Below are 13,319 nucleotides of genomic sequence, written 5' to 3' on the forward strand. Positions count from 1 at the left end.
TTTACCCGGTCTGGGTGTAATGATAGACGGTTTACACAGTTTTATTTACAGGCTCTTGATTACTCATGCTTGTGTTGCCAGAGTAGACGGAGGTCTAACAGTTCATTCAAGTCGAAGGCGCTTCGCGGCAAAGCCGATCCTGCTCAATGCCTAGATGAGACAATTTATTTTTCTAAATTAGGCAGATTAGCTATTCTCTCAAGATGCGTAACTGCTGCCGCAACGGCTATTAAGATTGCCGGCTGAAAGGCGGCTGAGGCGATCCCACCGAAGAGGCCGAGCCAAAGCATGACTCCAGATCCTGGCCCAGAGTTCAGCATTTCAATAATTCCCATGACCACGCCCAGGGCTTGAATGATAAATATCACTATAGCGACAATGCAAAGTAGTTGCGGTGCTGTTCGAATTAGTTGGGTGGCAATTTGGCCCATACTCCACTCCTTACCTGATCTCTGAAAAAATATATTTATACTTTGAATGAATATTCAAAGTATATTTGAGTAATCATCGAACAAATCAGAATGTGTGCCTGTTTTGGTTAAAAACAAGTCCGCTGATATGGGACTACTTGCTTAAATACTATAAATTAGCAGCTGCCGCCGATAGTGTATTGGACACACTTTCTAGCGCCCAAGAAACAGAAGTTCAAAAAAATATTTAATGTCTGAAAAAAATATACTGCAACAATGCAGTTCCAAACGACCTGTGAAGCGTTGACTAGTTACGGCATAACAACGTCGTAGAGAAAAACCAAACCCATAAATTTGGATACGTCAGAGATGAGACATTCTATTTGTTGAAATTTTTGGCGATCGGGCGGCAAGGCTCATAGAGTCCGGGTCCGTGTTCCCAGTTCTGATCGGTAGGTTTGCTAAGCCGCCGCGACCTTCTCACATCATTAAAATCATCTTGCACGAATACTGTTCAGACCCGGGTACCCCTGAAACAGCCACCACCACGGCCAATGATCCATGGGCGATACTGCGCCCACGTTTAATGAGCTATGCGCAGGCACTGCCGTTCATTCACTGAATACCGTTTTGAGTTGTGCCTGCAAATATTGCGTCAATGTCTTGATGGCGGCCGATGCCAGGTGCGGCCTGGCTGTGGTCAGGATATAAAGTGTCGCGTCAATGCCGGCGATCCGATATTGCGGCAATACCACCTGCAGATGGCCGTCAGCCACATCACGTGCAACAACGTAACTGGGCAATAGCGCGACGCCAAGATCGTTTTTGGCGGCCGTGAGCAAAAAGCGGAAATTCTCCGACTGCAGGCCGGGCTGTAGCTTCAGCCTTGTGGAAGTTTTACCGTTTTCCAGCATGATCTGCTCGTGGAAACGCCGATTCGATGAACAAATGAATTGCAGTTGTGCAATCTGCTGCGGGTCCTGTGCTGCGGAGCTGTGCGCAGCCAGATAATCAGGCGAGGCGCAAAGGCGCCACTGCACGTCGCACACTTTCTTTGCGACATAATCCTGGGGAGGCTCTGCCACGACCCGCAAGGCGACATCTACCCGGGATTCAATCAGATCGTTTACGCGATTCGAAAACATGATGTGCAGATTAAGCCGCGGATAGGCTTTCTTGAAATCGATCAAAATCGGCTGCAAAGTGAGTTCACCCAACCCGGTTGGCACACTCAGTCTTACAGTGCCGGTCGGCTCTGCACCCAGCATTAACATTTGATTGGTTGCGGCTTCCAGTTCACGCAATATGCCCAGCCCGTGCTGGTACAGCACCTCACCCTGCTGGGTGAGTTCCAGGCGTCGGGTTGATCTGCGAATCAACTGGGTATTTAACTGCGCTTCCAGTCGCTTCAGGCTCTTGCTCACGTGTGACTTTGTGATGTGGTGGCGTTTTGCCGCCTCGCTGAGCGTGCCGGTGTCGATGATCGTCACGAACAAGCGGATCAGGTTCAGGTCCAGCTCACTGTAGTTGTCCATCTTGTTCTTCTCCTTGTCGGTTCAATTTCACACGAAATATCCGTATTTTTATTGTCAACTCGTGGGAAACATATATTAGCTATTTATCCGCATTGTTGCCAGCAGATGGCATTGCTACACTCGTCTGCACAGGAGACAAGCATGCAAAATCAAATTTTTTCAGAAAATCTATTTCAGGGCCAGCGCGTGCTGGTAACAGGGGGCGGAACCGGTCTGGGGCTGGCCATGGCCGAAAAGCTGGTCAGCCTTGGTGCGCAGGTGCATCTTTGCGGGCGCCGGCAGCACGTATTGGAACAGGCCGCTGCGGCTCTGCGGGCGAACTTTCCGGACAGCCGAGTCTTTGTGCATTCGGTCGATATCAGGGATTCAGACAAAGTCGACCAAATGGTCCAACATATCTGGGACGAGCATGGCGGCGTAGACGCATTAATCAACAATGCGGCCGGCAACTTCATTTGTCCGACCGAGGATATTTCGGTCAAAGGTTTCAAGGCAATTACCGAAACGGTGCTCAATGGCACGTTTTATGTCACCCAGGCGGTAGGCAAACGCTGGATTGCCACACAACATCCCGGCTCCGTGGTATCAATCGTCGTCACCTGGGTCTGGACCGGATCGCCTTTTGTCGTGCCTTCGGCCATGTCCAAATCTGCTGTCGATACCATGACCAAATCGCTCGCCATCGAATGGGGGCGTCATGGCATTCGATTCAATGCCATCGCCCCGGGAGTCATTCCAACAGAGGGGGCGTCGGCAAGGTTGCGTCCTACCGAGAGCAACACCGATGCGCTGGTCAGCCAGAATCCCATGCAACGCCTTGGCCAGTTCAGCGACATTGCCAATCTGGCCACCTTTTTGCTATGCCCGGAAAACAGCTGGCTCAACGGGCAGACCATCGCCCTGGACGGTGGTGACTGGCTGGCTAACGGTGCGTACTTCAAGCAGTATTTCGAATGGGATAAAAATGACTGGCAAGTTGCCCGTGAACGCATTCAGGCGCGAACGGCATCTGTTGCGCAAAGTTAAGGAGCCACGATGGAAGCGATGATTGTTGTCCAGGATAGAAAAACCAGCAAGGCAGTGCATCAGTCACGGGCCCGCAAGCTGGCCTTCGGCCTGCGCGCACTTGGTATAAAGCCAGGCGACACGTTTGCGATCATGTTGCGCAATAGCGAAGCCTATCTGGAAGCCATCGACGCCAGCCGGCAGATCGGCACGACCTACTGCCCCGTCAACTGGCATTTTGCTGCAGCGGAAGTCGGCTTTTTGCTCAGCGATAGCGGTGCGCGACTGCTCATTGTGCATGCCGAATTCTGGAACCGCATACAAGCGGTGGTGCCACCTTCCATGCCTGTGTTGATCGTGGGCGAACATCCCGCTTGCAGTGGTGAGGAGAACGCGCCATTGCCCTATGCAAGCTGGTGCGAGGGGTTCCCGGAAAGCGACCAATACGCGGACGCGCCGCGCGGGCACATGGCCTATACGTCCGGCACGACCGGTAAGCCAAAGGGGGTGGTACGGCATGTATTCCCGCCGGAGATTGCTGCAGAGCGCAAGCTGGCGGCGCAAAAATTGCTGCAACAAACGTTCGGCCTGGTCCAGGGGTGCAGGGCATTGTTGCCTGCGCCTATTTATCACAGCGCGCCCAGTCTGTTTGCTCAAAATGCATTGCAAATGTGCGATACCTTTGTATTGACAGACCGGTTCGATCCTTTGGAAGTGCTGCAGCTGGTTCAGACTTACCGCATTGAAGTCCTGTATCTTGTGCCGATCATGTATGTGCGCATGCTCAAGCTTGACCAGCAGTCGCGCCAACGTTATGACCTTAGTTCCCTGCGATTTATCGCTTCCACAGGCGCCCCTTGTGCGCCGGACATCAAGCGGGCAATGATCGATTGGTTAGGCCCCATTGTCTATGAAACCTATGCCTCCAGCGAGGCCGGCTTAATTACATTGCTGGACTCGCATCAGGCACTGGCAAAGCCGGGCAGTGCGGGCAAACCGGCGGGTGAGGCCGTGATCAGAATTTACGACGAAGACGGGGTCGAGTGCGCACCCGGTGTCGCCGGTTATATCTATGTGCGGCAACCTGCGTATGCTGATTTTCATTACCGCAATAATCCGCAGGCGCGCAACGACATCGACAAAGAGGGATTGATCAGCCTGGGTGATATTGGCTACCTGGACGAAGATGGCTTTTTATTTGTCTGCGACCGCAAATCCGACATGGTGATCTCCGGTGGAGTCAATATCTATCCTGCAGAAGTCGAGCATCAGCTCTTGCAATATGAAGGCATTGCCGATTGCGCGGTTATCGGTATCCCTGATGCCGAATTTGGTGAGTCGCTTCTTGCGTTTGTTCAACCACAAGTCGGCCAAACCCTGGACACCCAGGCGATCGGATGCTGGTTGCAGGCACGCATGGCCAAATTCAAGATTCCCCGTCAGTTCCTCATCGATACGGCCTTGCCCAGGGATGACTCCGGGAAAATATACAAGCGCTTGCTACGCGATAAATACTGGGCTGACCATAGCCGGAAAGTCTAATACGAATGTCATCGTTTGATGGAAAAAAAGCCCGTTGAGTGGCAAAACGAATAACCAAGGAGACTCAATCATGAATCAACGCATTGCAAACATCATTGTTGCCGCTACCGCTACGTTCGGCCTGGCAGCGGCTGCGCCGGCCTGCGCCGCCTATCCAGAAAAGCCCATCAGGCTGGTCGTGCCATATACACCGGCAGGTGCGGCGGACCAACTGGCGCGGGCGCTGGCGCAAAACATGGGTCAGGCGCTCGGACAAGCGGTAGTAGTGGAAAATAAACCCGGGGCCAGCACCAAAATAGGCGCGACCCAGGTGGCGCGCTCGCCCGCCGATGGCTATACCCTTTTTCTGGCAAGCAATTCCAGCATGGTGCTCAACCCGCTGCTTTACAAGAATTTTCCCTATGATCCCGAACGCGATTACCGTATCGTTTCCATCGTTGCCGACATTCCGCTTGTTGTAATCACAAATGAAAAATCCGGCCTGGATAGTATGCACAAGTTTGTAGACTACGCCAAGCGGCATCCAGGAAAGCTTAACTATGCTTCCGTGGGAAACGGCAACCCCTTGCATCTGGCCACCGAATTATTGCTCGGCCAATATGGCATCAAGGCAACCCACGTTCCCTATAATGGCAGTGCGCCGGCGTTGACCTCACTCATGAGCAATGATACGCAATTGATGATCGATGTTGTCAGTACTTCGCTGCCACTCATCAAGGATGGAAAAATCAAGGCGCTGGCCGTCACATCGCCCAGGCGCCTGGATGTTCTGCCCAATGTGCCAAGCGTATCGGAAATTGGCAAGACTAACTATCAAGCATCGACCTGGTTCGGTATTGCCGTGCCCAAAAGCACGCCCGATGCCGTCGTCAATGCCCTCAGGACGGCTATCGATACCACGCTAAAGAATGAATCATTCCAAAAACGATTCGAGACGCTGGGTCTTTATATACAACAACCACGCGAGCAGCAACAGGTCGATCAGTTTGTTGATGAGGATCGCGCCAAGTGGAAGACAGTGATAGAAAATAACCGGATTACGCTGGACTGAAAGCGGCGGTAACGTGCCCAGGTGTCGGTGCAGTTTTGCGAGTATCAGTATTTTGGAATTTTATGCCAGCGTCATGCGTGCGCCGCCGACAACCACAACAACACCATTGTCGACCGGATTCCGGCGACAGATAAGCCATTGATGTCACTCGCGAACTGAGGGGGTTCCATATTTTCTTGCCGGTGCGGCGCAACCGGGGGCGGCGGATTTATCGCTGCCATGTAAAACAGTTCTGCAAATGCGCGGGGTAATACTTGATTCAAATCAAATATATGATTGACTCCTCACAACAAGCCACAAGCCGACGTGACGGTCTGCTGCACAGCATCAGGGTAAATACCAAGGGATTGGATATCGATTCATTTGCCTCATCCGCAGCAACGTCGTCAGGCCCGGCACTGCAATCGTTTTGGAGGAACATCAATGCGCCATATCAAGCGACGCAAATTAATTGCTGCTGCACTGAGTGTCGTTATGTCAATTGGGCTGCCCGCATACGCGCAGGGCATCAGCAAGCCTATCACCATCGTCGTGCCCTACGCTGCCGGCGGTACCAATGACAACTTTGCCCGCCTTCTGGCCGACGGGGTCGGCAAGGAACTGGGTCGCCATGTGATTGTCGAAAACAAGCCGGGCGCCAATGGCATTATCGGCGCGTCATCCGTTGCCCGTGCGCGGCCGGACGGGACCACCTTCCTGCTGGGCGGCTCGGGACCGGTTTCATTGAATATTCTGCTGCGCCCGTCACTGCCCTATGGTTTTGACAGTTTTGATTCAGTGGCCATGCTGTTTGACGGGCCACTGACCATCACGGTGCCCACTTCGCTGGACGTCAATTCTATCGACGAGCTGGTCGCCTACGGTAAAAAGTCCGGGCAGCCACTGTTATACGGCACCATGGGCCCGGGCAGCGTCTCGGATCTGTATGGCCGGACGGTTTCCAAAACCTTCGGTGTTCCGTTAACTGCCGTAGCCTATAAGAATAATAATTCGGCGTTGATGGACCTGATGGCTGGACGCGGCGACATGAACTATGCCACACCGATACCTATGATCCAGAATGCGAAAAATCTGAAAGCCCTGGCCTTGAGTACCGAGAAACGATCACCGCATTTTCCAAACATTCCTTCGGTGGTCGAACTGGGCTATCCCCAGTTGAAAACATCCTACTGGACAGCTTTATTGGCCCCAAAAGGCACACCAGCGGCGATCATCAATGACGTGGCCGCCGCAGCCATGAAAACAGTCAGAGCCAAAGCGTTCCAGCAGGTGCTCATAGATAACGGCCAGATCGAGAAAGCCGGTGGACCGCAAGTGCTGGATGCGCAATTGCAGGCCGACCGCGAACACTGGGGCAAAGTCATCAACGAAAACAAAATCGTCATCAACTAATCGCCAACGCTGTCGTTATAGCGGGCCGTGCCGTCGGAAGGTTAACGGTGGCCGCCAGAGCGCGCGGCGTCCGGTTCACCGGCGGTTACAGCCGGGTACGGTCAGGCAGCAGGATTTCAGGAGGAACACGAATGTGTAATCAAATGCGGCGCGGCTTGATTGTCGCGGCAATAAGTAAGGTTTTGGCTGGGGCAGCGCCTGCGTTTGCCCTGGATGGCAACAAGCCCATTACGATTGTTGTGCCATACGCGGGAGGGGGGGCCACCGATAGTCTGGCCCGGCTGATGGCTGAAGGAATGAGCAAGGAGTTGGAGCGTCCCGTAATTGTCGAGAACAAGGGCGGTGCCAATGGCATTATAGGTACGTCTTATGTGGCTCGCGCTCGTCCTGATGGCAATACGCTGCTGTTTGGCGGAACCGGGCCTATTTCCCTGAACATCATGCTGCGTCCCAAGTTGCAGTATGGTTTCGATAGTTTTGATTCCGTAGCCATGCTGTTTGATGGTCCGCTGACCATTACCGTTCCAACTTCGCTCGGTGTCAAATCGATGGACGAACTGCTTGCTTATGCGAAAAAGGCCGATAGGCCGCTACTGTATGGGACGATGGGTCCGGGCAGCGTCACCGATCTTTTTGGGTGGATGCTCACCAAAACCCTCAAGGCGCCTACCACGGCGGTGTCGTATAAAAACAATACGGCATCGTTAATTGACCTGATGGCAGGGCGCGGTGATCTGTCATTTGCCACACCGATTTCCCTGATTCAACATCAGCAAGCCGGTGATTTGAAGATCCTGGCGCTCACCACCGATAAACGCGATCCATCGTTTCCCGATATCCCTACGGTCACCGAACTGGGTTATCCGCAACTGAAGTCGTCCTACTGGACTGCGTTGCATGCCCCCAAGGGGACGCCACGCAAAATCATCGATGAGATTGGGGCGGCCGCCGTCAAAACCGTACAGAGCGACACATTCCGAAAGCTGCTTCGGGACAATGGCCAGACCGAAAAAGCGGGCGGCCCCGACGTGCTGGATGCGCAACTGCAAGCCGACCGTGAGCACTGGGGTAAAGTGATTCGCGACAACAAAATCATTATCAATTAGCGTTTTACGTTTTCTTTTGTTTGGCTTATGACTATCGATATTGAGCCGGTAGGCTCGGTCCGCGCTGCGCTTGGCGAGTGCCCCATCTGGGATACGGAAAGCCAGCGACTCTGGTTCATGGACTGCCGCGCCGGCCTTATTCATCAGATTGATCCGGCAACGGGCCGGACGGTAGCGACCAGCCACGTACCGGCGCCGGCCGGCTCCTTTGCCCTGAACGCAGATGGCCGTCTGGTGGTGGCGCTCAGGGAAACCATCGCGCTTTATGACCTGGCCACTGGTGTGCAGCAGACAATCGCGCAGATTGAAGACCGCCATCCCAATTTGCGTCTGAATGATGGCGAAGCCCTGGCCGATGGTTCCTTTATTGTCGGGACCATACATGTGTTTCGCAACGAAGGGGAGTCGCCCCTTGGCGGTCTTTACCGGCTTTATCCAAATGGCCGCCTCGTCAAGCTAGACAGCAATATCGGCATCACCAACGGACCTTGCATCAGTCCGGTGGACGGGCGATTCTACGTGAGCGACAGCAGTGTTCGCACCATTTATTCCTACGTCATTGCAACGGACGGCACGCTTGCCGACCGGCGCGTGTTTGTCAACACCCAGGCGTATGCATCCGGTCCCGATGGTTGCTGTTTTGATTCGGACGGCGGGCTGTGGACTGCTTTGGTGCATGCCGGTGCTATTGCCCGTTTCGCACCGGACGGCGTCCTGACGCACAAAATTGAACTGCCCTTGACCCATCCTGCGTCGCTGTGCTTTGGCGGGGAAAACCTGGATGAGCTCTTCGTTACATCTATCCGTGATAGTGGCCGTCTAAGGGGCGACAAGCCGTTGGACGGCGCCGTGCTGCGTGTCCGTGGCATTGACGCGCAGGGGCGGGCGCCGGCGCGCACCCGCATCGGTATGGCGAGCTAACAGCCTACCCGCCAAGCTGGCGGTATGCCAGGAACCGGCGGTCGCTGCCCGAGACTTCGGAGGCCACGAAATCCAGGAAGACCCGGATCTTGGCCGGGATCATGGGCGTGTCCAGAATCGTGGCATAGATACCGTCTTCGAAAGAGGAATTGGTTACCCGGAAATCGGGCAGCAGGCGTACCAAGCGTCCCTGGGCAATATCGTTGGCTACCGTATAGTCGTCAAGCAGGGCAATGCCTTCTCCCAGTCTGGCCAGTTCCAGCTGGGCAATACCATTGTTGGTGACATGACGCGGGTGCAGGGCCACCTCGTCAATGCCCTTATCCGACAGAAAGCGGAAAACATAGCCCTCACCCGGTTTCAAATAGCATATCAAGGCATGGTCAGCCAGTTGCGGCGGCGCTGTAAGCGCGGGCATCGACGCAATATAGTCCGGGGATGCCACAAGATGGCGTTCGCTTTTGAACAGAATCCTGCGTTTTAAGCCGGCTTCCACCGGCGGGGCGATGCGAAAATCGATATCTATTTGCGCAAGGCGCAGATCAGCCTGTGCTTCGGCCAGAATAAGTTCGACGTGAATGTCGGGGTACAGGGTACGAAAGCGCGCAAGGAGCGGTGTGAGCACGCCCAGCCCGAACATGACCCGGGAATGGACCCGCAACAACCCCTGAGGCGAGGTGCTGATGGCCGTAATGCTGTCGTGCGCGTGGTTGATACTCCACAGGATGCCCTCCAGCTGATTGGCATACTCCTGGCCGGCCTCGGTCAGCATGACCTGGCGCGTAGAGCGCAGCAGCAATCTGACGTTCAGCGCCTGCTCCAGTTCGGTAATCATTCGGGACACGGACGTTGGAGAAATACCGAATTGCCTTGCGGTTTCGGTGAAACTGCCGCTGCGGGACACCGACAGGAAAAGCTCCATTGCTTTAAGACGATCCATTGATTACCTCAGAATATGCAGGACAGACAAGCGATTTTTGTCTATTCCATCATCTGGTAATTATAATTTAAGATTGCAGCAAGTCAATCAATACATATTAAAGAGGAGTCCTTATGGAATTCGGTGTATTTATTCTTGCGCAACAACGTGGCTACCACCAGACGTCCAAGCAAGTCATCAGCAATTCGGTCGAGCAGACCATCGCCGCAGAACAGGCCGGATTCAATAATGCCTGGTATGCAGAGCATCACTTCAATAACTACTCCCTGTCGCCTTCGCCGCTTATGATGGTGGCGCACTGTGCGGGCGCGACCAAGCGAATTCGTCTGGGTACCGCCGTCTGCATCCTGCCGCTGTATCATCCAGCCCGTTTCCTGGCTGAAGTCGGCTTTGTCGACACCGTCTCGGACGGTCGCCTTGACCTGGGCATCGGCTCGGGCTATCAGGCTTTCGAATTCGAACGGTTCGGCGTGAAGATGGAAGACGCCTCCAAGATATACAACGAATTCCTGGACATGATCCCCATGGGCCTGACCCAACAGACCTTCGAATATCACGGCCAGTTCCTGTCCATGCCGCCCAGCTCCATTGCCGTACGCTGTCTGCAGGAGCCCATGCCACCCCTGTGGATTACTTCGGGCAATCCGGTAGCCCTTGGTCGCGGCGTACGCGAGAATCACAATCTGTTTGTTACCGCATTGCTCAAGGGTAACGATGGCATCAGAGAGCTGCGCGAGCGCCTGGAGAAAGTCGCCGACGATAATGGTCGCGATCTGGATCGTGACGTCAAGTTCGGCTTCTTGCGTTGTGGCTATGCATCGGATAACAAGGCGGAAATTGATGCCTATCTGGACAGTGCGCGGTTCCAGCGCCGTATTTCCGAGAGCCTGAAGTTTCGTCGCGCCCAGTCCGAAGACGGCTATATGATCAAGGAAGTGCCTTCACAGACAGACGTCACTTTTGACGAGTTGCGCAAGAATCTGCCAGTGGGTTCGGTCAACCAGGTCATCGACAAGCTGCTGGAAGAAATCAGCATCCTTAAGCCGAACCATATTGCCTTGCAAACGCAGTTGGGCGACTTCGATCAAAAAACCATGCTCAAGCAAATTGAACTGTGGGGTGACAGAATCATCCCGGCCATCAACAAGGAACTGGGTCTTCGGGCTGCTGCCTGACCGACCCGCAGGGGACCACCATGCGCATTCATTTGACAAATACCGGTGCCATCACCGTGCTTGATGCTGCCGAATTTCGCAAGCTTGACGTTCTGGTCGATCCGCTAGCGCCCGAAAAGCTGGAACAAGCGATTTTGAAAATCGGTCGACGAGAAGATGACAATCATATCCGGCTGTCACCGGCAGTACTGCGGTTTCTGGCGGATCGGGCCGGCGATGCGCAATGGGAGTCCGGGTTTGCACAAATGATGGCTTATGCAACCAAGGCCGGTTGGGTGGATGAACACGGCGACGTGCGCGTGCATATCGAACGCAACGAAATTGACGAGGTCGTGACCGAAGTTGAATTCAAAGCCGCCATGCGTGCGCTGCCTGCGGGCATCAGCGCCGTGACCACTGGCAGCGGGCAACAGGTGGCCGGGATCATCGTATCGAGTCTGACGTCGATTTCGGCCGAACCGCCGCTGGTGGGTTTTTTTATCAATGAAAGTTCATCGATTGTGCCGGCGTTGCTGGCCAATGGCCGTTTTGTTGCCAATGTGCTAGGCGAGGCGCATCGCGATGTGATGTCCGCCTTTCTGTGCGAAAAGCAGGGCCCGGCCCGATTTTCCAAGGGCGACTGGGGCAGCGGCCTGCATGACCAGCCGGTCCTGAACGATGCGCTGGCCAGCGTGGAATGCGACATTGTCAACACCCAGGCGCTGGGCACCCATCGGATGATCGTGGGCAAAATCCGCCGCTCGGTCAGCCGGCAAGCCAGCCCGATGATCAACTTCAATGCCGGCACGCACCGACTGGAGCCGCTACCGCTCTAGCTAATCCATTGTTGCCGGATTGACCAGGCAAAGCGGCCTGGCGCGCTTGTTCGGCACGCAACACCCTTTCGAGACAAAACACCATGACTGAAAAATTTGTTCATATCGACGTATCCGATTATGTTGCGCTGGTTACCATGGATCGCAAGCCGGTCAATGCGCTGAACCGCGAGATGCGACGCCAGCTTGTGTCGGCTTTTGATGAGATCTCGGCCCGCAGCGATGTGCGTTGTGCCGTTCTGACGGCTACGGGCACGGTTTTCTGCGCCGGTGCAGACCTCAAAGATCGTCCCGATGAGAACATTGCCGGCGACTTCCTGGAACACAATCGCATTACCCGGGAAACCGGCAATGCGATACGAGAATGCGCCAAACCGGTAATCGCCGCCGTCAATGGGACAGCGCTGGGGGCTGGCCTGGGCCTGGCAGCGGCCTGCGACATTCTTTATGCCTCTGAAAACGCAACTTTCGGTATGCCCGAAATCAATGTAGGGCTGGCAGGGGGCGCCTCCATGCTGCGTACGCTATTTGGCCGTTCCACGCTGCGCCGCATGTTCTATACCGGCCAGCGATTGACCGCGCATGAACTGTTGCGTCGCAACGTCCTGGAAGATGTGCTCAAGCCAGAAGAACTGCTCCCGGTCACCATGGCGCTGGCGCATGAAATTGCCGCCAAGGCGCCGCTGGCTACCATTTACGCCAAGCGCGCCGCCAATATGGTCGATGTGATGCCGCAGCGTGATGCCTACCGTTTTGAGCAAGAGTTCACCATGCTGCTGGCCAAGACAGAAGATGCACGCGAAGCGCGCATGGCCTTCCTGGAAAAACGCGAACCCAAGTTCAAAGGCTGCTGAAAAATGGATACATGCATTGCACCTGAGCCGGGCGCCGGAATGAATGCGTTCTTCATGGCCAAGGGGATCGCCATTGTCGGCGCGTCCGACGACATTACCAAGATCGGTGGGCGTCCCATCTATTTTTTGCGCAAGTACGGCTACGGGGGAACAATCTATCCAGTCAATCCGCGAGGTGGCACCATCCAGGGCCTGCCCGCCTATGCTTGCCTGGCCGATGTGCCGCAGGCACCAGACATGGCGGTGCTGGCCGTTCCCGCCTCGGCAGCAGTACAGGCGTTGCAGGATTGTGCCGACCGTGGGGTGAGGGGAGTGGTTGTGCTGTCGTCCGGATTTGCAGAAGCGGGGCCCGAAGGCGCCGTGCTGCAGGCGCAAATGGTTGCCATCGCCAGAAAGCATGGCATGCGTTTGCTGGGCCCCAACTGCCTGGGCATCATCAGTGTGGCCCAAGGGGTGATCGGCTCATTCTCTATTATTCTTGAACAGAGCATGCCTCATGCCGGCCATATGGGCATCGTGTCCCAGTCCGGCAATATCGGCAGCTATGTCGTCCAGAACGTCGCCCGCAAAGGC

13 protein-coding genes are annotated in these 13,319 nt (G+C 54.9%); 10 read left to right on the forward strand and 3 right to left on the reverse strand.

Going from position 1 to position 13,319, the window contains the following annotated elements; translation table 11 throughout:
* Positions 1-164: 164 nt before the first annotated feature.
* Together ACTIKR_RS17720 and ACTIKR_RS17725 are read right to left on the reverse strand one after the other, a co-directional pair.
* On the reverse strand, positions 165-431 hold the full coding sequence (locus tag ACTIKR_RS17720) for a hypothetical protein (protein ID WP_442328549.1): 267 nt from the start codon (positions 429-431) through the stop codon (positions 165-167).
* Between the two features lie 590 nt (positions 432-1,021).
* Positions 1,022-1,945, reverse strand: coding sequence for a LysR family transcriptional regulator (locus ACTIKR_RS17725; RefSeq protein ID WP_442328550.1), 924 nt, complete (start codon positions 1,943-1,945; stop codon positions 1,022-1,024).
* A 153-nt stretch (positions 1,946-2,098) separates the two neighbouring features.
* On the opposite strand from ACTIKR_RS17725, the gene ACTIKR_RS17730 reads away from it, so the two are divergent.
* From ACTIKR_RS17730 to ACTIKR_RS17755, 6 genes are all read left to right on the forward strand, one after another.
* The gene (locus ACTIKR_RS17730) at positions 2,099-2,971 is read left to right on the forward strand and encodes an SDR family oxidoreductase (protein WP_193089873.1); all 873 of its coding nucleotides are present in this window, start codon (positions 2,099-2,101) and stop codon (positions 2,969-2,971) included.
* A gap of 9 nt (positions 2,972-2,980) precedes the next feature.
* Positions 2,981-4,492: an AMP-binding protein gene (locus ACTIKR_RS17735; RefSeq protein ID WP_442328551.1), complete on the forward strand. Its 1,512-nt coding sequence runs from the start codon at positions 2,981-2,983 to the stop codon at positions 4,490-4,492.
* Between the two features lie 70 nt (positions 4,493-4,562).
* Complete coding sequence (locus ACTIKR_RS17740; protein ID WP_193089860.1) at positions 4,563-5,543, forward strand: Bug family tripartite tricarboxylate transporter substrate binding protein; 981 nt, start codon at positions 4,563-4,565, stop codon at positions 5,541-5,543.
* 423 nt (positions 5,544-5,966) lie between these two features.
* Entirely contained in the window at positions 5,967-6,935 is a 969-nt protein-coding gene (locus tag ACTIKR_RS17745) for a Bug family tripartite tricarboxylate transporter substrate binding protein (RefSeq protein WP_442328552.1), read from the forward strand.
* A gap of 131 nt (positions 6,936-7,066) precedes the next feature.
* Positions 7,067-8,041 (forward strand): tripartite tricarboxylate transporter substrate binding protein, encoded by a 975-nt coding sequence (locus ACTIKR_RS17750; protein WP_442328553.1) that lies wholly within the window; start codon positions 7,067-7,069, stop codon positions 8,039-8,041.
* Between the two features lie 27 nt (positions 8,042-8,068).
* Entirely contained in the window at positions 8,069-8,962 is an 894-nt protein-coding gene (locus tag ACTIKR_RS17755; RefSeq protein ID WP_442328554.1) for an SMP-30/gluconolactonase/LRE family protein, read from the forward strand.
* 4 nt (positions 8,963-8,966) lie between these two features.
* Here ACTIKR_RS17755 and ACTIKR_RS17760 read toward each other — a convergent pair whose 3' ends face one another.
* On the reverse strand, positions 8,967-9,902 hold the full coding sequence (locus ACTIKR_RS17760; RefSeq protein ID WP_193089858.1) for a LysR family transcriptional regulator: 936 nt from the start codon (positions 9,900-9,902) through the stop codon (positions 8,967-8,969).
* A 113-nt stretch (positions 9,903-10,015) separates the two neighbouring features.
* Between ACTIKR_RS17760 and ACTIKR_RS17765 the strand changes: the two genes are divergently transcribed.
* From ACTIKR_RS17765 to ACTIKR_RS17780, 4 genes are all read left to right on the forward strand, one after another.
* Complete coding sequence (locus ACTIKR_RS17765; RefSeq protein ID WP_130304189.1) at positions 10,016-11,077, forward strand: LLM class flavin-dependent oxidoreductase; 1,062 nt, start codon at positions 10,016-10,018, stop codon at positions 11,075-11,077.
* A 20-nt stretch (positions 11,078-11,097) separates the two neighbouring features.
* Positions 11,098-11,892: a flavin reductase family protein gene (locus ACTIKR_RS17770; protein ID WP_128393133.1), complete on the forward strand. Its 795-nt coding sequence runs from the start codon at positions 11,098-11,100 to the stop codon at positions 11,890-11,892.
* An 83-nt stretch (positions 11,893-11,975) separates the two neighbouring features.
* Entirely contained in the window at positions 11,976-12,746 is a 771-nt protein-coding gene (locus ACTIKR_RS17775) for an enoyl-CoA hydratase/isomerase family protein (RefSeq protein WP_128393132.1), read from the forward strand.
* Positions 12,747-12,749: 3 nt separating this feature from the next.
* Positions 12,750-13,319 (forward strand): CoA-binding protein (locus tag ACTIKR_RS17780; RefSeq protein ID WP_442328555.1); only part of this gene is annotated, 570 nt, incomplete at its 3' end.

It is taken from the genome of Advenella sp. (assembly GCF_052108595.1).
Classification (GTDB): domain Bacteria; phylum Pseudomonadota; class Gammaproteobacteria; order Burkholderiales; family Burkholderiaceae_B; genus Advenella.